Source organism: Marinobacter sp. MA (genome assembly GCF_048298425.1).
Classification (GTDB): Bacteria; Pseudomonadota; Gammaproteobacteria; order Pseudomonadales; family Oleiphilaceae; genus Marinobacter; species Marinobacter salsuginis.
In genome coordinates this window covers 2,629,006-2,651,201 of sequence record NZ_CP103058.1, presented here as the reverse complement: position 1 = coordinate 2,651,201, position 22,196 = coordinate 2,629,006, and the positions used below count along the sequence as shown (strand labels likewise).

Here is a 22,196-nt window from a genome sequence, read left to right as displayed (position 1 = left end):
CGGTAAATTGGAGGTGGGGCATTGTCTCATGCTTCCAGGCGAACTCCAATTGAACGGGCGCCTGACCGGGCTCGAAGGAACTTTCGGCACCGCACTTTGTCAGTGAAGAGACTGTTGTTTCGGGGAATTTGGAAATCCGTGTTGACGGAACCCTCCGGCGCCGGTAATATGCGCGCCAACTTTGCTGAGGCACTTGTTGTTCAGTTCAAACGGGGTATAGCGCAGTCTGGTAGCGCGCCTGCTTTGGGAGCAGGATGTCGGGAGTTCGAATCTCTCTACCCCGACCATTTTCTGAATGTTCAGGTGGGCGAACGGTCAAGCGCCCGTAGCTCAGCTGGATAGAGCATCCGCCTTCTAAGCGGATGGTCGCAGGTTCGAGTCCTGCCGGGCGCGCCATCAAGTCGTCGGCTTGGTCCGCGCCGGAGCGACCGTAACCAGCAAAGTTGAAAAGTAAAAGGCATGTCCCGATGTGGTGGACGTAGCTCAGTTGGTAGAGCTCAGGATTGTGACTCCTGCGGTCGAGGGTTCGAACCCCTTCGTCCACCCCACTTTTCTTTCAGAGTTGATTCCGCGTTTGTTGAATAGGTTGATGGCAGTCTGGCCATCGGGCATTCTTCATTCTGTTGTGCGCGAGTGGCGGAACTGGTAGACGCGCTGGATTTAGGTTCCAGTGGGGCAACCCGTGAGAGTTCGAGTCTCTCCTCGCGCACCACCCCTTTCTTTTTTTTCGTTCGTCCCCATTTATGTCTTCAAGATTCGGCCGGTTCCGTGATTGGGCAGCATCAAACTGCTTTGCAGGGTGATTCTCTCGGCGGTGCAAAGCATGATAAACTACCGGCTTTTAATTTTCGGTCCTTTCTTGGGAATCGCCCCGAAATCGGACTTTTAGGTTTAATTTCATTCACATACCGAACCTGTAATTTGAGGATCTTCCATGCAAGTGTCTGTTGAAACGACCTCCAACATCGAGCGTCGCATGACGATTGGTGTGCCCGCCCAGGAAATCGACCAGGCGGTCCAGAAACGCCTGCAGGAAACCGCGCGTACCGTGCGCCTGAACGGTTTCCGCCCGGGCAAGGTGCCCATGAGCGTCGTCAAGCGTCGTTTCGGTGACAGCGTCCGCCAGGAAATCGTTGGCGAGGTTATGCGCGACAACTACATCAAGGCACTGCAGGAGCAGGATATCAACCCGGCGGGCTGGCCAAAGTTTGAGCCCAAGACGATGGAAGAGGGCAAGGATCTGGAATTCGTTGCCATCTTCGAAGTGCTGCCCGAAATCGAACTGGGCGATCTGAGCAAGATCTCCGTTGAAAAGCTCACTTCCGAGATCACCGACAAAGACGTCGACAACATGATCGACAACCTGCGTCGTCAGCAGGCCACCATGAAAGAAGTCAAGCGCAAGTCCAAGAACAAGGACGTGTTGACCATTGACTTCAAAGGTTTCATCGATGGTGAAGAGTTTGAAGGCGGCGCCGCTGAAGGCCATCGCCTGACTCTGGGCTCCGGCCAGATGATTCCGGGCTTTGAGAAAGCCATCGTTGGTGGAAAGGCCGGCGAAGACATGGAAATCGAGGTGACCTTCCCGGAGGATTACCACAACGAAGAGCTGGCAGGTAAGCCGGCCAAGTTCGAGATCAAGATTCACAAGGTCGAAGAGCCGCAGTTGCCCGAACTCGACACCGAATTCTTCAAGAAGTTCGGTATCGATGCTGAAGACGAAGCGACCTTCCGCGAAGAAGTCAAAAAGAACATGGAGCGTGAGCTCAAGCAGGCGGTTTCCAACAAGGTCAAGAACGACGTGGTTGACGGACTGCTGGAAACCACCGAGCTGGATATTCCGTCTGCTCTGGTTGACCAGGAAATCGATCGCCTCCGCCAGGACGCTGTTCAGCGCTTTGGCGGCCAGGTTGATTTTCAGCAGCTGCCGAAGGAAATTTTCCAGGAGCAGGCGGAGCGTCGCGTGAAGACCGGCCTGCTGTTCCAGGAAGTGGTCAAGAAGAACGACCTGAAAGCCGATCCGGCAAAAGTAGACGAAAAGATCCAGGAAATCGCGTCTACGTATGAACAGCCTGAAGAGGTTGTTGCTCACTTCAACAGCAACCCGGAGCAGAAGAGCCAGATCGAGTCTTCCGTTCTGGAGGATGCGGTTGTTGACCACGTGCTGGAGCAGGCGAAGGTCAAAGAGAAGAAGGTCAAGTACGAAGAGGCCGTTCAGGCCGGTCAGCCCCAGCGCTGATTTTGCCCGGGATCGGATCAAAAGCCGGTCCCGATGGCCGACCCAGAGAACAGCCGGCATGTCCGGCTGTTTTCATCTGGGGCCGCTGCTGGCAAAGTATAGGGTGCAATACTTTTGAAACTGCCGTGGAGCGAGTCCACGACCCATTGTCCATAAGGAGTTCAGGCGCATCATGACGCAGAAACCAATCGATGGTCCCGCAATGGTTACCAATTCAGGACTGGTGCCGATTGTTATCGAGCAGACAGCTCGCGGCGAGCGGTCGTTCGACATTTACTCCCGCTTGCTCAAGGAGCGGGTAATCTTCATGGTGGGCCCGGTAGAGGACCACATGGCGAACCTGATCGTGGCCCAGCTCCTGTTCCTCGAGTCTGAGAATCCGGACAAGGACATTCATCTTTATATCAACAGCCCGGGCGGTTCGGTCACTGCGGGTATGTCCATCTACGACACCATGCAGTTCATCAAGCCGGACGTCGCGACCCTGTGTGTAGGTCAGGCTGCGAGCATGGGTGCATTCCTGCTCGCCGGCGGTGCGGCCGGAAAGCGGGCCTGTTTGCCCAACTCCCGCGTGATGATTCATCAGCCGCTGGGTGGTTACCAGGGGCAGGCAACGGACATCGAGATTCACACCCGGGAAATCCTGAAGATCCGGCATACCCTGAACTCCATCCTGGCCCACCATACCGGGCAGGATCTGGAGACGATCGCCAAGGATACCGACCGTGACAACTTCATGGATCCGGGCCAGGCAAAAGAGTATGGGCTGATTGATTCAATACTTGATAAGCGCGTACCGAATAAATAATACTGGAAGTAATCGCATCATACTTGGCCGGCGTATCAGGCAGTGACGCCGGCAAAACGAGATCAGAGGTATTTCAATGGCAGATGAAAGAAACGGCAGGGGCGACGATAACGGCAAGTTGCTTTACTGCTCGTTTTGTGGAAAGAGCCAGCATGAAGTCCGAAAGCTCATTGCAGGGCCCTCGGTGTTCATCTGCGACGAGTGCGTCGACCTGTGCAACGACATTATCCGGGAAGAGATCCAGGAGAACGCGCAGGAAGAGCCGAGCGATCGCCTTCCTACACCGGCCGAGATCCGCAATACCCTTGATGAGTACGTCATCGGTCAGGACCGGGCCAAGGTGGTGTTGTCTGTTGCGGTCTATAACCACTACAAACGTCTTCGTTACGGCGAGGGCAAGGGTGATGTAGAGCTCGGCAAGAGCAACATCCTGCTGATCGGCCCGACCGGCAGTGGTAAGACTCTGCTTGCAGAGACCCTGGCTCGGATGCTGAATGTTCCCTTTACCATTGCCGACGCCACCACGCTGACGGAAGCCGGTTACGTGGGTGAGGATGTCGAGAACATCATCCAGAAGCTGCTGCAGAAGTGCGATTACGATGTCGACAAGGCCCAGCGGGGTATTGTCTACATCGATGAGATTGACAAGATTTCCCGCAAGTCAGACAACCCGTCTATTACCCGGGATGTTTCCGGTGAGGGTGTTCAGCAGGCACTTCTGAAGCTGATCGAAGGCACCGTTGCGTCGGTTCCGCCACAGGGTGGTCGTAAACATCCGCAGCAGGAATTCCTGCAGGTTGATACTGGCAACATGCTGTTTATCTGCGGTGGCGCTTTCGCGGGCCTCGACAAGGTGATTCGCGAGCGTACTGAAAAGAACAGTATTGGTTTCTCTGCATCGGTCGCCAGTCAGGATGATGCCAAGAACACGGGCGACGTCATCAAGGACGTGGAAACTGAGGATCTGGTGAAATACGGTCTGATTCCCGAGTTCGTGGGTCGTTTGCCGGTCGTGGCAACCCTCAACGAACTGGACGAGGAAGCGCTGGTGCAGATCCTGACCGAGCCCAAGAACTCCCTGACCAAGCAGTACCAGAAGCTGTTTGATATGGAAGGGGTCGAGCTCGATTTCCGCGAAGACGCGTTGCGGGCCGTTGCCCGTAAGGCTATGGAGCGCAAGACGGGTGCCCGTGGTCTACGTTCCATTATGGAAGCGACGCTGCTGGATACCATGTACCAGATTCCCTCGGAGCATGACGTCACCAAGGTGGTGATCGACGAGAGCGTAATCAGCGGGGATTCCGAGCCCTTCAAGATCTACGCGAGCAGTGATCACGCCAAGGCTGTGCCTGAAGACTGAGCGTTGTTCAGTGGTTCAAATGAAAAGGGGCGGTGACGCCCCTTTTCGCGTTTTGTATCCCGAGTTTCCTGCCCTGTTTCGTTTGGTAAAAAGATTGCAATTTTTGCGGGCGCCCCAATGAAGGGTGATATGCTGAAAGAAATACCGTCAGAGGATTCCCAATGACCCGTATACCCGAAAATGCCGTGCAAGAGTACCCGCTGCTTCCGCTGCGTGACGTAGTGGTGTTTCCGCACATGGTGGTCCCGCTGTTTGTGGGCCGAGAAAAATCCATTCAGGCTCTGGAAGCCGCAATGGAAGGAAGCAAGGAAATCCTCCTGGTTGCCCAGAAAGACGCTTCCACCGATGAACCTGGCCCCAAGGATGTGTTCGAGATGGGCACCCTGGCCACGGTCCTGCAAATGCTCCGTCTGCCCGATGGCACAGTCAAAGTGCTTGTAGAGGGCAACGCCCGAGCCACCATCAGCGACATCACCGAGGGCGAATTCCTGTCCGGTGGCGCAGTCCTTATGGATGAAGAAGGCTTGCCCGAGCGCGAGCAGGAGGTTCTGGTAAAGACTTTGATGGATGAGTTTGAAAAGTACGTAAAACTCTCCAAAAAGGTGCCCTCCGAAGTCTCCAATGCGCTTACCGGTATTGAAGAGCTGGAGCGACTGGCCGACACCATGGCCGCGCATCTGGAAATGCGTATTCCTGAAAAACAGGAGCTCCTGGAAGCGCTGGATATCCGCAAGCGTGTGGACCTTCTGCTGGGCAAGCTCGACGGCGAAATCGATCTGATCGAGGTCGAGAAACGCATCCGTGGCCGCGTCAAGAAGCAGATGGAGCGCAGCCAGCGCGAGTACTATCTGAACGAGCAAATGAAGGCTATCCAGAAGGAAATGGGTAACCTGGGCGAAGGCAATAACGACTTCGAAGAACTGGAACAGAAGCTCGAGGAAGCCGGCCTTCCGGAAGAAGCCCGCAAGAAAACCGAAACCGAACTGAACAAGCTCAAGATGATGTCGCCGATGTCTGCGGAGGCAACCGTCGTTCGGGGTTATATCGACTGGATGCTGGCCATTCCCTGGAAGAAGCGGAGCCGTGTCCGTCACGACATCGAAAAAGCCCGGGAGATCCTCGATAAAGACCACTACGGCCTGGATGAGGTCAAGAAGCGTATTCTGGAATACCTGGCGGTTCAGAGTCGTGTGAAGAAGGTCAAAGGCCCGGTGCTCTGTCTGGTGGGACCTCCTGGTGTTGGTAAGACCTCACTCGGGCAGTCCATCGCCCGCGCTACCAATCGGAAATACACCCGCATGGCCCTGGGCGGCGTTCGGGATGAAGCTGAAATCCGTGGTCACCGGAAAACCTACATCGGTGCGCTGCCGGGCAAGCTTCTGCAGAAGTTGTCCAAGGTGGGGGTGAAAAACCCGCTGTTCCTGTTCGATGAAATCGACAAGATGGGCATGGATCACCGTGGTGACCCGGCATCAGCGCTGCTTGAGGTTCTGGATCCGGAGCAGAATCACACGTTCAACGATCACTATCTGGAAGTTGATTACGACCTCTCCGATGTGATGTTCGTTTGCACCTCCAACTCCATGGACATTCCGCCGGCGCTGCTGGACCGGATGGAAATCATCCGTATCCCCGGATACACCGAGGACGAGAAGGTCAACATTGCGCTGCGGTATCTGTTGCCCAAGCAGATCAAGGCAAACGGGCTGCGCAAGGACGAGTTGAAGCTGCCTGAGGATACCCTGCGCGACCTGATCCGCTACTACACCCGCGAAGCCGGTGTGCGTGGCCTGGAGCGCGAGATCGCGAAAATCTGCCGCAAGGTGGTGCGTGACCACGTGGAGAGTGGCGATAAGGCGTCTGTGACTCTCACGAAGGACATGCTTGAAGACTACTCCGGGGTCAAGAAATTCAAGTACGGCCTGGCCGAAGAAAAGAATGAAATTGGTCAGGTGACAGGGTTGGCCTGGACCCAGGTGGGCGGCGAACTGCTGCACATTGAATGTGCGCTCACACCGGGCAAGGGCCGGGTGGTCAAGACCGGTTCTTTGGGCGATGTGATGCAGGAGTCCATCCAGACGGCCTTGACGGTGGTTCGCAGCCGCGCACCCGGTCTCGGAATTGCCGATGATTTCCACGAGAAACACGATCTGCACGTCCATGTGCCGGAAGGTGCCACGCCGAAAGACGGCCCGAGTGCGGGTATCGGCATGTGCACAGCCCTGGTTTCTTCATTGACCAAGATTCCGGTTCGCGCTGACGTGGCAATGACCGGTGAGATTACCCTGCGAGGGCGTGTATTGGCCATCGGCGGCTTGAAGGAAAAGCTTCTTGCAGCACACCGGGGTGGCATCAAGACGGTGATTATCCCTGATGAAAATGTTCGGGATCTCAAAGAGATACCGGAGAACATCAAGGAGTCACTGGAGATACGGCCGGTGAAGTGGATAGACGAAGTGCTCGACATTGCGCTGGCGTATCCGCCCGAGCCAAGGGTTGAGGATTCCTCCCCGGAAACCGGGTCCGGCAAGCCGCGTGATGAGGAAGGCGACGCGTCAGAACGCATAAATACACATTAAAGCCTTGATGAGTTGTTGACATGCCAGAGAGCCCATTGGTATAACTGTTTCGCCGTGAAGCAGCCAATACCAAGGGCTCCCGCGCAGTTAGTGCCTATTCCGAATGCCGGTATAAAGCCGAAAGGAATAAGAAAACTGAAGAATGGAATTCTCTGACCGCTTATGCGATAGTCGAGAACGTCCGAGAAAAAACAAACCAACCTATAACATCTTCAACCTGAAATCGAAGGGGTTTAGTGTGAACAAGTCCGAACTTATCGATGCAATTGCAGAGTCCGCAGATATCTCCAAAGCCGCCGCTGGCCGTGCTCTGGATGCAATGACCAACTCCATCACCGGTGCCCTGAAAAAAGGCGATCAGGTAACTCTGATCGGTTTTGGTACCTTCTCCGTTAAAGAGCGTGCTGCTCGTACCGGTCGTAACCCGCAGACTGGTGCCGAGATCAAGATTCCGGCCTCCAAAGTGCCTGGGTTCAAAGCAGGCAAGGCCCTGAAAGACGCCGTTAAGTAACGGTTCTTTCTCCGGTGGCTCCTGTCACAGGGGGCCACCCAAGAAGAATTCAAGGCGCATTCCACTCAGGGTGCGCCTTTTTACGTTAGGTCCGCCCGTAACAGCGCGCTGAAACGAATAACACTGCACGACCTTGAACAGGGATCCGGGAGAAACATGCTTCAAGATATTCGGGAAAATGCCCAGGGCACGATTGCCAAGATCATCATTGGTCTTCTGATTGTGTCGCTATCCATCTGGGGAATGGACGCCATTGTTGGCGGCTTCTCTGGCGAGCCAGAGGTGGCAACGGTCAACGGCGAGGATATTACCGAGCGGGAGTTTCTCCGCGTGGTGCAGATGGAGAGTCAGCGTCGGCTATCCAGAATGGAAACCCCCGATCCTTCCATGCTCAACGAAGATCAGATCCGCACGGATGTACTGGATTCCCTGATCCAGGAGCAGGTCCTGATCCAGGACGCCAACGCCCAGGGTCTGGAACTCAATGATGCGGATATCGATGCCTTGATCACCCAGATGCCTCAGTTCCAGGTGGATGGACAGTTCAACCGTGACCGTTTCGTTTCCACGGTGCGCAACATGGGTATGGGTGTCGGCGAGTTCCGCGAAGCCATGCGCAAGCAGTACGTGGTTAACCAGATCCGTGCCGGCATCGTCCAGAGTGGCCTTGTTGCCGATGAAAACGCCGAGCAACTGCTCCAGATCCAGAATCAGACCCGGAGCTTCCGGGTACTGGATATTCCCGCCAGTTCCGTGGCGGATAGCATCTCGGTTACGGACGCCGACATCGAAACCTTCTATGAAGAGAATTCAGGGGCGTTCCAGAAGCCGGAGCGGGTCGATGCCGCTTATATTACCTTGTCCCAGGGTGCCCTCGCCGAGAGCATCGAAATTGACGATGCGGAGCTTCAGGCCTATTACGAGCGGCGGTCGGCTGATCTGGCGAGCGAGGAGCGTCGTGCGTCGCACATCCTGATCGAAGACGGCAGTGAAGCAGACGAAACCATGGCGACGATCCAGGAGCGCCTGGCGGCCGGTGAATCCTTCGCCGATCTGGCCCGGGAGTATTCGATTGACACCGTCTCTGCGGAGGACGGCGGCGATCTGGGTTACGCTGGCCGCGGTATTTACGCCGAGGCCTTTGAGGAGGCGTTGTTTGCCCTTGAGGAAGGGGAGATTTCGGAGCCGGTTCGTACGTCCTTCGGTGTCCATCTGATCCGTCTGGAAGATGTTAGAGAGTCCGAGGTGCCGTCTCTGGCTGAAATGGAAGAGCAACTCCGTCGTGAACTGGCTCGCGAACAGGCCAGGGAGCGTTTTGCGGAAGTCCGTGCCGAACTTGCCGACTCTGCCTATGCAGCCGATGACCTGGCCGGCCCTGCGGAAGAACTGGGTCTGGAAGTGCGAGAGGCCACGGGCATCACCCGTGACGGTGGCCAGGCCCCGTTTGATCATGCCGGTCTGGTGCGACAGCTGTTCTCCGAGGATGTCCTGGAGGCTGGCTACAATACCGAGCTGATTGATGTGGGTGACAACGTCTCCGTTGTCGCGCGGGTTCGTGAGTACCATGAGGCCGAGCAGTTGCCGCTGGACGAGGTTCGTGATCAGATCCGTGCCACGCTTGAGCAACGCAAGACCCGTGAAGCGCTCTCCGAAAGGGCCGATACGATTATCGCTGAGCTTGAAGCTGGCAATACCCCCGAGGGTATTGGAGAGTGGGCGAGCTATGAGGGTCTTGCCAGGAACGCCTCGGATGTTGGGCCTGCCATCATGCAACAGGTTTTCTCTCTGCCCCGTCCTGCCGACGATGCCCGTTACGGCAAGGCTGTGACGCCGAATTCAGCCGCAGTGATCGCTTTGGACGAGGTTACCGACGGTCAGGTGGCCGAAGAAAGCACCGAGCTGAACCAGCTCCGTGAGTTCCTGGCGTCGCTTGAAGGCCAGCGTGAATACGCCGCTTACCAGCAGTTCCTGAGGAATCGGGCAGAGGTCGAGAGACCCTGATGTCCGCTCCATGAAAGAGGGCGCCTAATGGCGCCCAGAGAAAGCGAAAAGCCCGGTGCCTATGCCCGGGCTTTTCTGTTATTCGGCCTTCTTGATGTAGACCTGAGGCACCTCACCGGAGGTGTCAAAGAAAAAACCGTAGACCGCCGACTCCGGCGGGGTAAAGCGGAAGTTCTCGAACACGGCGGAACAGTTCGCGTTTACCGGCGTGTCGAGCTCCACCACCTTGTCGTCGGCCTCCGAGAGATAGCCGCAGTTTGTGCCGCTGCTCCAGTTGGCATCGCCAAACTTGAACTCGTAAGGCTGGCCATCCGCTTTCAGTTCCACTTCAGTCCGGTACAGTCCGCTGTCGACCTTCTTTACCTTGTATTCGGGCAGTGCATCCCACCAGGCAAACTGGCCTCTGAGATAGAGGGATTCGCTGTAATCCCGCTCACCTCCGGTGGTCGCACAACCAGTGACGGCCAGGACGGAAGCGAGCGCGAGAGTATGGCGTTTCATGTTCATGGGTATTCTCCTTCTTTTTGTAGAAGCCACCGGGCCAACCGGTGGCCATATCGTTGTCTGAGCAGCCGCTGTTTAGCGGGTAAAGACGCCAACGGAAAGCGCCGGAACGGAGAAATCGCCGCCCGATGCGCTCGCAGTCTCTGTTGGTGATGTGTCCGCCATAACAGCAAAGGTTCCGCTCAGCCCCGTGCTCAGGGTCTGGGTGCTATTACTAGCGTTGATAACGACGACAATCTCATCGTTGGCGGCATCGAGGTCGGGCAGGCCGTTACTAGTGTCATCCAGCAGGCTGTAACCGATCACTCCCGGAATCTGGCCTGTGCCGGTATTCAGAAACCGCAACCGGTTCTGGATGGCCTCGGCCGTTTGTAGGCGGAACAGCGGGCAGTCCCTGCGGACGGTCAGAAGCTCGCGGACCTGTTCGTTGGTGTAGGCAATCGCTTCAGGTGTAGGCGCCGCACCCGCGCCTGCTGACTGAATCACTTCGGTGATCAGATCCCAGTTTGAGCCGTCCTTGTCCTGACGAGGCAGACCCCGGTTCCAGGCAGAGCTCTGGTAACTGAAGTCCACTTCGTTGTACCAGTCGCCGGAGTCGTAGCTGTCCCGTTCCATGGATTTTGAGCGCAGCAACTCCGAACCCATGTGCAGGAAGGGGATGCCCTGGCTGAGGATGGGCACGGCCAGGCTGACCACCTGCATTTGTGCCCGCTCCATGGTCGTGGCTGCGTAATCCGCCTTGTACTGGTTGTTGTCCCACAGGGTCTGGTTGTCGTGCTTGGAGACGTAGTTGATGATTTCCTGGGGATCGTCGGTGTAGCCGGCATTCTGCCCGTTGTAGTCGATCTGGCCGCCGCTCAGGATTTCTCCGTTGCCAGTTTCAAAGCTGAAATCCTTCAGGCTGCCGGCGATACCGATGCGCACCCAGTCACTGACCTGGAGCAGGCGGTTTTTCTCGTCGTCGCTGCCAGTGTTGCGGTCGTTTGGAAAAGTGAAGAGGCCGTTGCCGAAGCCCTGGTTAGCGCGGATGGCATCGCCGCCGTCAAACGGGCCACCACCACGGACGGCATCCCGAAGCCGGTCGTTGAAAGACCCGATGCCGGTGCCTGCCATATTCGCCTGGATGGCATTTTGCCCCCGGGCATTGTTGGCCACTTCGCCGAAGTTCCAGGCCTCTCCGTAAAAGTAAGTGTCAGGATCGACCGCCTTTACCGCTGCGAGGGCTTTTTCCATATTACTGAGCATATGGTGGCCCATGAGGTCGAAGCGGAAACCGGAGATCTTGTAATGGTCGGCCCAGGTTACCAGTGAGTCCACCATGAGCTTTTCCATCATGGCGTGCTCGCTGGCGGTATTCTCACAGCAGGTGGATTGTTCGACCGCTCCGGTTTCCGGATTCTGGCGGTGGTAATAACCGGGAACCAGCTTGTCCAGGACAGAATTTTCGGCAAGCCCGGATGAGTTGGTGTGGTTGTACACCACGTCCATGACCACGTTCAGGCCAAGCGCAGTAGCTGCCTGCACCATTTCCCTAAACTCCAGAATGCGCTGGGTGCCGTCTGCATCGGAGGCATAACTGCCCTCCGGAACGGTGAAATGTACCGGGTCGTATCCCCAGTTGAAGCTGTCCAGATCGCGGAAGGTGTTGTAGAGGGCCTGGGCGTCCCCAGTCAGCGGATCGAATTCACTCAGCACCTGACGAATCGTTTTGCCACTGGCGCAGTATGCCTGATAGGCGCTGGCAGCCTCGTCGGACAGATCGCACAGGCGGCTGAAATCATCGTTGATGTCGACAACCCCGGTGGGATCTTCGTTGACGGTGGCAATGTCGAAAGCTGGGAGCAGATGCAGATGGGTGACGCCGGCATCGGCCAGGGATTTCAGGTGCGCGACACTGTCGACGCTGCCGTCTGCTGGCGCGGTGAATGCACGGTATTTGCCTCTCAGTGCCGGATCGAGGGTTTCATCGGTGGCACTGAAATCACGAATGTGAGTCTCATAAACAACGACGTCCTCCGGAGCCAGCATGGCTGGCGTTGACAGCGAATCCCAGCCGGCCGGTTTGTGGTTGCTCGCGAGGTCCACAACCTGGGCATACTGGCCGTTGGTTGAGAGGCTGAGCGCGTAGGGATCTGAAACCATCGTGGTCTCGATGGCGCCCGTTCTGGGGTGGTAGACAGTCACCTCGTACTGGTAGAATTGCCGATCCAGTTCCGCAAAACTGCCGCTGTGGGTCCAGACGCCATCGGCCTCAGACACGCTGACGGGATAGCCCGGAAGCAGCGTGCCTGAATTGTCGAAAACATGCAGGCGCAATGACTGTGCGGTGGGCGCCCAGACGGCGAAGTCCACGTCTGCGCCGTTTATCACGGCACCCAGCTCTCCGTTATAGGCAAACAGATCGTCCAGCACCCCCGGGATCTGGACGCCGGTGGCCATAACCAGATCGTCGCTGCTGTTAAAGCCTGCGGCGACCAGTTGGCCTTTCAGAGCCGCTTTGATGTCAGAGTTGCCTGCCTGAACCTCAAAGGCCGGCCATTCACTCAGGTGCGGGAATTTCTCCGCAAGAGCAGGGGCAAGAGAGGTTGCCGAGAGTGCCAGGGGCTGTCCGCCGTCAAGCGTTTCGTTTTCGGTAACGGTGATTTGCGCATTCTGGTCATGCCTCAGTTCAACCCGGGCCAGGCTGCCTGCGTCCTTGATCACTACCGTGGTTTCATCAAGCCAGTGAGCCTTGGCTCCGGCGATGGTAACAGCCTCTGCCTCTATCGGGGTTTGGGACAACTCCTGGCTGCCGCTCAGGGTAAAGATGCGATCGCCAAGGGCGCCAAAGTGCCAGCGGTGGTCGAGGCCGCCCAGGTCTTTTTCATCACCTTTGTGCATGATGAAGTTCATGCACTCTCCGGCTTCGCGCATCGGGATCAGGTACCAGGCTCCGTAGGTGTCGCTGACACCATCCGGTAACCGGGGACTGCTCCATTCTGTGGGAACGCCTTCGGCAAGGCCGTCGCAGCCGTCTGCGGGGTTGTTCCAGAGATGCAGGCCCCAGCCGCTGTAGTTGTCGTCAGGTCGTTTGTAGTAGAGCAATGCTTCGTTTTCGCCCGGCTTCAGGAGGGCATCGGTCTGGCTGCCACTACCGGTGCCGTCGTCCGGCGCAGGGTTGTCGCTTCCGGAATTGCAGCCGGCCAGGACCAGCGAAAACGCCAGTGCAAGGCTGCCCGCAACCAATCTTTGCTCAGGCATGGGAAATCCTCTTTTCCATTGTTTTTGTTTGGCTTTGAACCCTTTTGGGCCAAGTTCATAGTTGCCTGATAAAGCCGGAAGGACATCCTTCGGCGGGCATTTTTTCGGGGCGTAGATGGAATAGTGCCGGGGTAGTAGAAAGGGGGCAGCACACAAAAAAAGGGGCCGGCAAAAGCCGGCCCAGAGGAGGTCCAACGAGAGTGTGGGTTTTAGAGCCTTACCACCAGGCTTCGATCTGGGCGCCGATCTGGATATCTCCATCGACACCTTCACCACCGCGCGCTGCTTCGGCTTCGTCACCAAAGAAGGTTGCGGCGTAGGCACGGATTACCGGGCGCGCCCAGTATCCGGGGCCAGCTTGCCACTGCTGGGCGATGGCGAATTTACCGAGGTCCTGGGATTCGGTGAACCAGGGGCGGTCGGTGTCGCTGTAGCCCACTTCGATTGCGGTGCTCATCACCGGCGACCAGTTGTAGATCGGACGGGCAACAATGCTCAGACGCTCGCCGTCTTTGGCGGCAGGATCATGCGATTCGGCCTGCTCGTAGACCACGGAATGGCCCAGATCCCAGCCTTTGCCAAGCTTGATTACACCATGGTTGAGTACGCGCCAGCTGGATTCGAAGTAGCCGGCCACGTTGCCGTTGTCCACCCGGCCACCACTGGCATTCTCGGCCAGCGCAAAGCCCATGGAATCGGCGCCGTACTGAACCGCGAACTTGTTGAAACCGCCCATCACGCCGGAAGAGAACTCGGCGGTGAAGAAATAGCCGTTCTCATCATTAATACCGGCGTCTTTCTGGGCGTCTGTCAGGTCGGCCATGGCGTAGATGCCGATCAGCTCCAGGTTATTGCCGCCTGCCAGAGGGAAGGAATAGCGCACGTCGACCTTGTTGTTCTGAACAAAATTGTCACCGTCGCTGGTATCGGAATTGGTGTAGGCCAGTGAGAGCTGGCCGGGGCCTGCAGTGATGTTTTCGACACCGGCACCGTAGCCGGCGTTACTGACATAGAACAGGTCCAGCTGATGGATATCCTTCCGCTTGTAGAAGCGCTTACCGGCCCAGAGGGTGGCGCCGGGCAGTGATTCGATCACGTTATTGGCGGAGACATAGAGTTGGCGAAGCGCAATGTCACCACCGCCGTAGGGGTCTGAACTGTTCGACGTGGTTTCCTGGTTGCCAAAATCCACGTTGTTGATGTTGTTGAAACCGTTCAGGGCCTGGTAATCGTTGCCCTGGCGGTTGGCACTGTAGGCCAGCATGGAATCAAAACGGAAGGTTTTGCCGTCCTGGCTGAAGAGTTCATCACCCAGTGCCAGCTCAGAGTAGGTGTCGCATTCATCGGCCAGACGTCCAACGTAGTGGCCGGTGGAACCGCTGCCGAAACAGGTTTGCTCGCCACCGCTGCCAATATTGGTGGACACGCCGGCCCGGGCATAGCCGTGGAAATCGACAGCAACGGCTGGCGTTGCCAGGACTGCGGCGGTGATTGCGGCAGCAAGGGGAAGCTTGTTTGCGGTAAAGCGCTTTTTGTTTTGCATCATCTGTGTCCTGTGCTTTTTATCTTTTTTAAATGTCAGGGAAGCGGAATCTCCGGATGCCGAGATTGGATTGGCAATGGCCGGATCAGGCTTCCGGTTCCCGCGATTGCAGCTTCTGCCAATCAGACATTGGGAAACCGGATTTCATAGTGTTGTAACCTAGGGGGTAGTACATCATCCGCCCCGAAGAATTTGGGGGGGGAGTTTTCAGGGGGAGGAGGGGCGTAGGAGGAGGAGCCCCTCTGTTGTTCGCTTTGCTATCTTTCTTTTGGTTGTATTCAGCTCGGCGGAAAGCGTGTTGGTTTGAGGCTTTCCTTGATCTTCTTGAGGTGCCCGAGGAAATCCGCGCCGCGTTTGAGGGTTACACCGGTTGCCAGGATGTCGATAACGCTGAGGTGAATGATGCGTGAAGACATTGGCATGTAGACCTCGGTGTCCTCCGGAGCGGTCACGCCCAGTACCACCGTGCAGCTTTCCGCCAGGGGTGAGTCGGGGTTGGTGATGCCAATCACAGTGGCGCCGTTTGCCCGCGCCAGTTGCGCGATATCAACAGTTTCCCGGGTGCGGCCCGTGTAGGAAATAAGGACGATTACGTCACCGACGTTGGCGCCGGCCGCAACCATACGTTGCATCAAGGCGTCGTCGTAGGACATGACCGGGATATTGAAGCGGAAAAACTTGTGCTGAGCGTCCATGGCCACAGCCGCAGATCCGCCCATGCCAAAGAAATTGATCTGCTTGGCCTGGATCAGGTAATCGATCGCGGTGGCCAGGGCTTTCGGGTCGAGCGCCTGCCGGGCTTTGTCCAGGCTGGCAATGGTACTGAGCATGATCTTGTCGGCGAATTCGGCAACGGTGTCATCCGGCTCCACATTCTGGCCGATGTAAGGGGTGCCGGTGGCAATGCTCTGGGCGAGGCGGATCTTGAAATCCGGGAAGCCCGTGGCAGAGAAACCCCGGCAGAAGCGGTTGACCGTTGGCTCGCTTACATCGGCGGCTCTGGCCAGTGCAGCTATGCTGTAACGGGTGGCCGCGCTGGGGTCGCGGAGAATGGCCTCGGCCACTTTGCGCTCGGATTTGTTAAGGCTGTCCAGCCTGGACTGGATGTCCTCAAGCAGATTGTCGTCACGGTGCGCCTGGTTCGCGGCCATCAATGGTACTCCCTGAATCATGGGCGGTCGGTGTCTTGAAAACGCGGTGATTATACCGCTTTTTTACTGGTTTTGGGGTAGTAAAAGTATCACGAAAAGCAGTTTTTTCTTGGAATATTGATTTTTGAATGTCATTATTTGTTTAAAATTACTACATTGAGTCCGGTCGTCGAGTTTTTGCGACGGACTGCCCACCAGAGAGAAGGAACCAATGGTCAACAAGATCAATACCCGTTGTGACCTCATGCTATTCGGAGCGTTGGGGGACCTCGCCCAGCGAAAACTGTTTCCGGCGCTTTACCAGCTGGAGCGAGCCAACCTCCTGGCCGACGGTAGCCGGGTGCTGGCCATTGCCCGCACGGAGGCGGATACCGAGACCGTGCGCCAGCAGTTGTTCGACAAGCTGAAGCAGCATGTAAAGCCGGAAGAGTTCGACGGTGAAACGGCCAAGTCCTTTCTGAAACGGGTTGATTACCAGATTCTGGATTTTAACGAACCGGAGGCCTTTGGTGTGCTCAACGATTGGCGGGATGACGCCAACAATGAGCTCATCGTATACATGGCCACCCCGCCGTCCATGTACGGTGTTATAGCCCGAAACTTGCGCTCCGCCAGTTGCTGTACCGAGAAGACCAGGGTGGTGGTAGAGAAGCCGATCGGCCACGACCTGGAGTCCTCAAAGGTGATCAACGATGAGCTGGGCGAGGTCTATAACGAGAATCAGCTGTTCCGGATTGATCATTACCTGGGCAAGGAAACCGTCCAGAACCTGATCGCCCTGAGATTTGCCAACAATCTGTTTGCCTCGCAATGGGACCAGAATCATATATCCCATGTGGAAATCACGGTGGCCGAGAGCGTGGGCATCGAGGGTCGGTGGGGCTATTTTGACAAAGCCGGCCAGATACGGGACATGATCCAGAATCACCTGTTGCAGCTGCTGTGTCTGATTGCCATGGATCCGCCTTCCGATCTGTCCGCGGACAGTATCCGGGATGAAAAGGTGAAAGTGCTCAAGGCGTTGAAGCAGATAACGCCGAACATGATGGACAGCTATGTGGTGCGCGGGCAATACACCGCCGGCACCAGCAATGGCAAACCGGTGCCCGGCTATCTGGAAGAGGAAGGTGCGAACAAGGGCAGTGCTACTGAAACCTTTGTGGCCCTGAAAGCTGAAATCGATAACTGGCGCTGGTCCGGCGTGCCTTTTTACATTCGCACGGGCAAGCGCCTGCCGGAGAAGCTGTCTCAGATAATCATCCACTTCAAACCGGCCCCGCACTACATCTTTGATCCCGACCAGAAACACCTGGCCAACAACAAGCTGATCATCCGACTGCAGCCCGATGAGGGTATGGCTCTGAAGATCCTCACCAAAGACCAGGGTCTGGACAAAGGCATGCGCCTGCGCCAGGGCCCGCTGGAGCTGACATTCTCGGAGACCTTTGCCACCGACCGTATTCCGGACGCCTACGAGCGTCTGCTGTGGGAGGTGATGAAAGGCAACCAGTACCTGTTTGTCCGCCGTGACGAGGTGGAGTTCGCCTGGCGCTGGGTAGACCAGGTTATCCAGAACTGGAAAGACAGCGGCGAACCGCCCAAGCGTTATGCCGCTGGAACCTGGGGGCCGGTTGCCTCCATCGCCATGATCACCCGGGATGGGAGGAGCTGGTATGAAGATGTCTGATCTGCGCTTGCCCCAGGGTGTTCGCGACTGTTCAGGTGAAACGCCTGAGGCTGTGGCCCTGAATCTTGCGGATGCGGTTGCAGAGTTTCTGGCTGCCCGCCTGAGAGAAGCGCCCAGGGCGAGCCTGGTGGTATCCGGCGGCTCCACGCCGCTGCCATTTTTCAAGGCGCTTTCCAGCAAGAATCTGGAATGGGGCAGGGTAGACGTCTTGCTGGCGGATGAGCGTTGGGTGGACGAAAGCGATGACGCCAGCAACACCCGTCTTGTTCGGGAGAATCTGCTGCAGAACCAGGCGGCGTCGGCCCGATTCCTGTCGCTCAAACAGCCCGGTGCCACACCTGCCGAAAGCCTGGAACGGGTCAAGGCCGAGCTGGCGGATCTGGCCCTGCCCATCGACGTGCTGATTCTCGGCATGGGCAACGACGGCCACACGGCATCGCTGTTCCCGGATGCACCGGAGCTGAAGGGTGCCATGGATACCGAGTGTCAGGACATCGTTGCTGCTGCTACGCCCGCGTCGCAACCCCAAAAGCGCATCACCCTTACCTGGCCGCCCCTGAGAGATGCCCGCTTCAAGGCATTGCATCTGAAGGGCGAGGACAAGCTGCAGACACTGGAGCGTGCCCTGTCAGAACCGGACGAGGTTCTCGAAATGCCCATCAGAGCTTTCCTCAAGCCTGGCCTCCAGCTGTTCTGGAGCCCCTGAAACGCCCGACCTTTGTTATGGAGAAAACCATGAATCAACTTTCCGACTACCATCGCGAGCGCGTCAGGGCAGTACTGCAATCCTCACCCCTGGTGCCAGTTATCGCTATCCAAGAGCTCGAAGACGCCGTGCCGCTTTGTCAGGCACTGGTTGATGGCGGCATCAACGTCCTGGAAATCACCCTGCGCACCGAACACGGCCTCAAAGCCATCGAAGAAGTCCGCAAAGCCATCCCGGACGCCTGGGTGGGCGCCGGTACCGTGACCAGCATTGCGCAGTATCGGCAGGTGGAAGCCGCTGGCGCCCAGTTCGTGATCACCCCGGGGGTAACCGAGGCCATCCTGGAATTCGGCGTGACCTCTGAAGCGCCTCTGTTGCCGGGCATTGCCACCATCTCGGAAATGATGGTCGGCTATAACCTCGGCTATCGCGAATTCAAATTCTTCCCCGCCGAAGTCGCCGGCGGCATCCCGGCCCTCAAAGCCTTCAGCGGCCCCTTCCCGGATGTCACCTTTTGCCCTACAGGCGGCATCCGCCGAAACACCGCAGCCGACTACCTGGCCCTCGGCAACGTCCAGGCCGTTGGCGGCACCTGGTTGACCCCTGCGGATGTGGTGGCGGCCAAGGACTGGGCACAGATTACCGAGATTGCGCGTGGGAGTCTTGCTGATCTCTAATTTCCGACTTGGTTTCCCAGACTGGAAGTTTTGGAGTGGGCGCATTTTGGGGCAGGGCTTCCGGGAAACGCTACGAGCACATCCATGTGCGCTTGGCGCTGGCCGTCCCTGGCCAGCGACATTCCCGGAAGCCCTGCCCCAAAGCGCTTGTCAAACTTTCCGATAACGCCATTAGTCACCGTGATTTCGTAGGTCGGATTAGCCGCAGGCGTAATCCGACGGACTCGTCGTGGGTTTCCCGGTTTAAAGACTGTTTGTCGGATTACGCCCACGGCTAATCCGACCTACATGACTACAATGACATTCGTAGCAATCGAAAAACTGTCACGCAGAGATAACTGAAAGCTTTGAAGGAGGGAGTGGGGCTCCCCTTTCCAAAAATGTCTGTGGCCAAGGATGGCCACAGCCAAGCGCACATGGATGTGCTCGTAGCGTTTTTTGGAAAGGGGAGCCCCACTGCCGCCGGCACAAGACTCTCAGGCTACAAGGTCGTGCACCGACGACAGCGGGCTAATCAGGAAGTAAAAATCAGCGAATGTCAGAACCAACCCGGACAATCTTCATGGTATTGGTCCCACCCTGAGCATTCACATAATCACCCTTGGTAATCACCACCAGATCACCATCCTTGACTGCCCCGCGATTTACCAGCTCCGACACGGCCAACGCATTCGTCCGCTCGTTCGGGATCTTGGCAGAATCGAAAGGCACCGTCTGAACGCCCCGGAACAAAACGACCCGATGCTGCGTGGAGTGATGGCGCGAAAACGCAAAGATTGGCAGGCTCGACTTTATGCGGGACATCAACCTAGGCGTGGCACCGGTTTCGGTCATGCAGATGATGGCCGAGACACCCTCAAGGTGGTTGGCGGCGTACATGGCTGAAAGCGCGATGGCCTCGTCCACCGCTTCCATGCTCTCGTGAATCCGGTGCTTGGACTGATGCATCGATGGATGCTTCTCGGCACCCAGGCAGATGCGCACCATGGCTTCCACGGCTTCCTTCGGATAATCACCCACCGCGGTCTCGGCAGAGAGCATCACCGCGTCGGTGTAGTCCATCACCGCGTTGGCAACGTCTGAGACTTCGGCTCGTGTTGGCATCGGGCTGGTGATCATCGACTCCATCATCTGCGTGGCCGTGATCACCGCGCGGTTAAGAACCCGGGCGCGGGAGATGATGTGCTTCTGGACGCCAACCAGCTGTGCGTCTCCGATTTCCACGGCCAAGTCGCCGCGGGCAACCATCACGGCATCGGAGGCTTCGATGACCGCGTCCAGGGCTTCCACATCGTCGGCAAGCTCTGCCCGTTCGATTTTCGCGACCAGCCCGGCGTCAGAGCCGGCTTCCTTCAGCAGCCGCCGGGCGATGTGCATATCCTCGGCGGTGCGAACAAAAGAGACCGCCACGTAATCGGCACCGAGTTTGGCGGCTGTGACGATGTCCTGCTTGTCCTTTTCTGTCAGTGCTTCAGCGGACAGGCCGCCGCCACGCTTGTTCAGGCCCTTGTTATTGGAGAGCGGGCCGCCAATCAGAACCGTCGAGGTGATGCTATGGTCGCACACCGACTGAACTTCCATCTCTATGCGACCGTCATCGAGAACCAGGATGTCGCCCGGTTCCACATCTTCGATCAGTTGCTCGTAATCGATCCCGACTCTTTCTTCGGTACCGGCCTCCTTGTCCATGGCAGCATCGAGGATAAACGTCTGGCCGGCCTGAAGGGTGACCTTGTTCTCCGCAAAGCGGGCGATGCGAAGCTTGGGGCCCTGCAGATCGGCGAGCAGCGCGACGAACCGGCCCTGGGCTGCAGCCGCTTCGCGGACACGGCGGGCTCGCCCGATGTGCTCCTCGGCGCTGCCGTGGGAAAAGTTCAGTCGGGTAACGTCTACTCCGGCGGCAATTATAGCTGCGAGGGATTCCGGCGAGTCAGTGGCGGGGCCGAGGGTGGCGACGATCTTGGTACGCCTGAGCATGGTTTGTGTCCTTTGGTTCTTCAAAATGGTCTCGAACAGGGTAGCGGAATCAGCTGGGCCGGCCAGTTTTACTGGCCGGCCTTGATCAGGGCGAGTGCATTATCCAGCATGCGGTTCGAGAACCCCCATTCATTATCGTACCAGGCCATGACTTTTACGTGACGGCCCAGAACGCGGGTGTGGTTGGCGTCAAAGATGCTGGAGAGCGCGTTGTGATTGAAGTCCACGCTGACCAGCTTCTCGATATTATAGCCAAGAACCGGGCTCTGCTCGGCGGCCGCTTTAACCGCTTCGTTGACTTCCTCTGCGGTAGTCTCCCGGCTGGCAATGAAGCCGAAATCCACCAGTGACACATTGATGGTGGGAACGCGAACGGCCAGGCCATCGAGTTTGCCGTCCAACTCCGGAATGACCTTGCCAATGGCGGCAGCGGCGCCGGTCTTGGTTGGGATCATTGACTGGGTGGCTGAGCGTGCCCGATAGAGGTCGGAATGGTAGACGTCGCTCAGCTTCTGATCGTTAGTGTAGGAGTGGATGGTGGTCATCAGGCCACTCTCGATACCAATGGTCTTGTGCAGGGCTTCAACCACCGGAGCCAGGCAGTTTGTGGTGCAGGACGCATTGGAGATGATGTCGTGGTCGGCGGTCAGTGTTTCGTGGTTCACGCCGTATACCACCATGGCATCCGCATCAGGGCTGGGTGCCGAGATGATAACCTTGCGGGCGCCGGCCGTCAGGTGTGCAGCCGCCTTGTCGCGTTTGGTGAAGAGGCCGGTACACTCGAAAACGACATCAACACGGTGGTCTTTCCAGGGCAGTTCTTCGGGGTTGCGGAGAGCGGTAATGGCAATCCGGTCCCCTTTAACGGTCAGGGATTCTGCGTCGTGACTGACGTCGGCGTTAAATCGGCCATGAACGCTGTCATACTTGAGCAAATGAGCGTTGGTTTCGGCGTCGCCAAGGTCGTTGATGGCAACAACCTGGAGCTGGCTCCGGTAGTTATTTTCATACAATGCTCTGAGAACATTGCGACCGATGCGGCCAAAACCGTTGATTGCGATACGGATTGTCATCGTCTGACTCCTTGGGTGGTCGTTTTTTGTTCGTTTAACCTCGGCAATGTAGTAAATATAACAACAAAAAAAGAATAAATGAACGATTCAACGGTGGAAATGCTAAAAAAAGAAAGTAAAATTACGTCTAAAAACGACCA

At 57.1% G+C, this 22,196-nt stretch carries 15 protein-coding genes and 4 tRNA genes; 13 read left to right on the top strand and 6 right to left on the bottom strand.

Annotated elements, in window-relative coordinates; all coding sequences use genetic code 11:
* Positions 1-210: 210 nt before the first annotated feature.
* The 10 genes from NUW46_RS12270 (at position 211) to NUW46_RS12225 (ending at position 9,498) form a co-directional block, all read left to right on the top strand.
* Positions 211-287 (top strand) — tRNA-Pro (locus NUW46_RS12270).
* Positions 288-319: 32 nt separating this feature from the next.
* A tRNA-Arg gene (locus NUW46_RS12265) sits at positions 320-396 on the top strand.
* Positions 397-472: 76 nt separating this feature from the next.
* A tRNA-His gene (locus NUW46_RS12260) sits at positions 473-548 on the top strand.
* A 79-nt stretch (positions 549-627) separates the two neighbouring features.
* A tRNA-Leu gene (locus tag NUW46_RS12255) sits at positions 628-712 on the top strand.
* A gap of 222 nt (positions 713-934) precedes the next feature.
* On the top strand, positions 935-2,239 hold the full coding sequence (gene tig / locus NUW46_RS12250; RefSeq protein ID WP_209396949.1) for a trigger factor: 1,305 nt from the start codon (positions 935-937) through the stop codon (positions 2,237-2,239).
* Between the two features lie 172 nt (positions 2,240-2,411).
* Complete coding sequence (clpP, locus tag NUW46_RS12245; RefSeq protein WP_069183301.1) at positions 2,412-3,047, top strand: ATP-dependent Clp endopeptidase proteolytic subunit ClpP; 636 nt, start codon at positions 2,412-2,414, stop codon at positions 3,045-3,047.
* A 76-nt stretch (positions 3,048-3,123) separates the two neighbouring features.
* The gene (gene clpX, locus NUW46_RS12240; RefSeq protein ID WP_008174598.1) at positions 3,124-4,407 is read left to right on the top strand and encodes an ATP-dependent Clp protease ATP-binding subunit ClpX; all 1,284 of its coding nucleotides are present in this window, start codon (positions 3,124-3,126) and stop codon (positions 4,405-4,407) included.
* A gap of 161 nt (positions 4,408-4,568) precedes the next feature.
* The gene (gene lon / locus NUW46_RS12235) at positions 4,569-6,986 is read left to right on the top strand and encodes an endopeptidase La (protein ID WP_418140218.1); all 2,418 of its coding nucleotides are present in this window, start codon (positions 4,569-4,571) and stop codon (positions 6,984-6,986) included.
* Between the two features lie 238 nt (positions 6,987-7,224).
* The gene (locus NUW46_RS12230; RefSeq protein ID WP_008174603.1) at positions 7,225-7,497 is read left to right on the top strand and encodes an HU family DNA-binding protein; all 273 of its coding nucleotides are present in this window, start codon (positions 7,225-7,227) and stop codon (positions 7,495-7,497) included.
* 156 nt (positions 7,498-7,653) lie between these two features.
* A complete protein-coding gene (locus NUW46_RS12225; protein WP_305967344.1) occupies positions 7,654-9,498 on the top strand; it encodes a SurA N-terminal domain-containing protein in 1,845 nt (614 codons plus the stop codon).
* Positions 9,499-9,576: 78 nt separating this feature from the next.
* On the opposite strand, the gene NUW46_RS12220 is transcribed toward NUW46_RS12225, so the two are convergent.
* The 4 genes from NUW46_RS12220 to NUW46_RS12205 form a co-directional block, all read right to left on the bottom strand.
* Positions 9,577-10,005, bottom strand: a complete 429-nt coding sequence (locus tag NUW46_RS12220; protein ID WP_083231773.1) for a hypothetical protein — start codon at positions 10,003-10,005, stop codon at positions 9,577-9,579.
* A gap of 72 nt (positions 10,006-10,077) precedes the next feature.
* Entirely contained in the window at positions 10,078-13,242 is a 3,165-nt protein-coding gene (gene pulA, locus NUW46_RS12215) for a pullulanase-type alpha-1,6-glucosidase (RefSeq protein ID WP_418140217.1), read from the bottom strand.
* 217 nt (positions 13,243-13,459) lie between these two features.
* Positions 13,460-14,788, bottom strand: coding sequence for a carbohydrate porin (locus tag NUW46_RS12210; protein ID WP_305967346.1), 1,329 nt, complete (start codon positions 14,786-14,788; stop codon positions 13,460-13,462).
* Between the two features lie 275 nt (positions 14,789-15,063).
* Positions 15,064-15,936 (bottom strand): MurR/RpiR family transcriptional regulator, encoded by an 873-nt coding sequence (locus tag NUW46_RS12205; protein ID WP_069183306.1) that lies wholly within the window; start codon positions 15,934-15,936, stop codon positions 15,064-15,066.
* 211 nt (positions 15,937-16,147) lie between these two features.
* Between NUW46_RS12205 and zwf the strand changes: the two genes are divergently transcribed.
* From zwf to NUW46_RS12190, 3 genes are read left to right on the top strand one after another with little or no spacing between them, the layout of a single operon-like run.
* A complete protein-coding gene (gene zwf, locus NUW46_RS12200; protein WP_418140216.1) occupies positions 16,148-17,623 on the top strand; it encodes a glucose-6-phosphate dehydrogenase in 1,476 nt (491 codons plus the stop codon).
* Positions 17,616-18,329 carry a 6-phosphogluconolactonase gene (gene pgl, locus NUW46_RS12195; RefSeq protein ID WP_418142035.1) on the top strand — a complete coding sequence of 238 codons (714 nt, stop codon included), beginning with the start codon at positions 17,616-17,618 and terminating at the stop codon, positions 18,327-18,329. The genes zwf and pgl overlap by 8 nt, the downstream gene beginning before the upstream one ends.
* Positions 18,330-18,358: 29 nt before the next feature.
* Positions 18,359-19,006: a bifunctional 4-hydroxy-2-oxoglutarate aldolase/2-dehydro-3-deoxy-phosphogluconate aldolase gene (locus NUW46_RS12190; RefSeq protein WP_069183684.1), complete on the top strand. Its 648-nt coding sequence runs from the start codon at positions 18,359-18,361 to the stop codon at positions 19,004-19,006.
* Between the two features lie 528 nt (positions 19,007-19,534).
* Here the strand turns inward: NUW46_RS12190 and pyk are convergent.
* Both pyk and gap read right to left on the bottom strand, forming a co-directional pair.
* Complete coding sequence (pyk, locus tag NUW46_RS12185) at positions 19,535-20,983, bottom strand: pyruvate kinase (RefSeq protein ID WP_418140215.1); 1,449 nt, start codon at positions 20,981-20,983, stop codon at positions 19,535-19,537.
* 68 nt (positions 20,984-21,051) lie between these two features.
* On the bottom strand, positions 21,052-22,056 hold the full coding sequence (gene gap, locus NUW46_RS12180) for a type I glyceraldehyde-3-phosphate dehydrogenase (RefSeq protein ID WP_418140214.1): 1,005 nt from the start codon (positions 22,054-22,056) through the stop codon (positions 21,052-21,054).
* Positions 22,057-22,196 lie beyond the last annotated feature (140 nt).

Bases quoted from the DNA above. Each gene is read 5' to 3' on its own strand.
- tig (WP_209396949.1), top strand. From the start codon at position 935: ATGCAAGTGTCTGTTGAAACGACCTCCAACATCGAGCGTCGCATGACG.
- clpP (WP_069183301.1), top strand. From the start codon at position 2,412: ATGACGCAGAAACCAATCGATGGTCCCGCAATGGTTACCAATTCAGGA.
- clpX (WP_008174598.1), top strand. From the start codon at position 3,124: ATGGCAGATGAAAGAAACGGCAGGGGCGACGATAACGGCAAGTTGCTT.
- lon (WP_418140218.1), top strand. From the start codon at position 4,569: ATGACCCGTATACCCGAAAATGCCGTGCAAGAGTACCCGCTGCTTCCG.
- NUW46_RS12225 (WP_305967344.1), top strand. From the start codon at position 7,654: ATGCTTCAAGATATTCGGGAAAATGCCCAGGGCACGATTGCCAAGATC.
- NUW46_RS12220 (WP_083231773.1), bottom strand. From the start codon at position 10,005: ATGAACATGAAACGCCATACTCTCGCGCTCGCTTCCGTCCTGGCCGTC.
- pulA (WP_418140217.1), bottom strand. From the start codon at position 13,242: ATGCCTGAGCAAAGATTGGTTGCGGGCAGCCTTGCACTGGCGTTTTCG.
- NUW46_RS12210 (WP_305967346.1), bottom strand. From the start codon at position 14,788: ATGATGCAAAACAAAAAGCGCTTTACCGCAAACAAGCTTCCCCTTGCT.
- NUW46_RS12205 (WP_069183306.1), bottom strand. From the start codon at position 15,936: ATGGCCGCGAACCAGGCGCACCGTGACGACAATCTGCTTGAGGACATC.
- zwf (WP_418140216.1), top strand. From the start codon at position 16,148: ATGGTCAACAAGATCAATACCCGTTGTGACCTCATGCTATTCGGAGCG.
- pgl (WP_418142035.1), top strand. From the start codon at position 17,616: ATGTCTGATCTGCGCTTGCCCCAGGGTGTTCGCGACTGTTCAGGTGAA.
- NUW46_RS12190 (WP_069183684.1), top strand. From the start codon at position 18,359: ATGAATCAACTTTCCGACTACCATCGCGAGCGCGTCAGGGCAGTACTG.
- pyk (WP_418140215.1), bottom strand. From the start codon at position 20,983: ATGCTCAGGCGTACCAAGATCGTCGCCACCCTCGGCCCCGCCACTGAC.
- gap (WP_418140214.1), bottom strand. From the start codon at position 22,056: ATGACAATCCGTATCGCAATCAACGGTTTTGGCCGCATCGGTCGCAAT.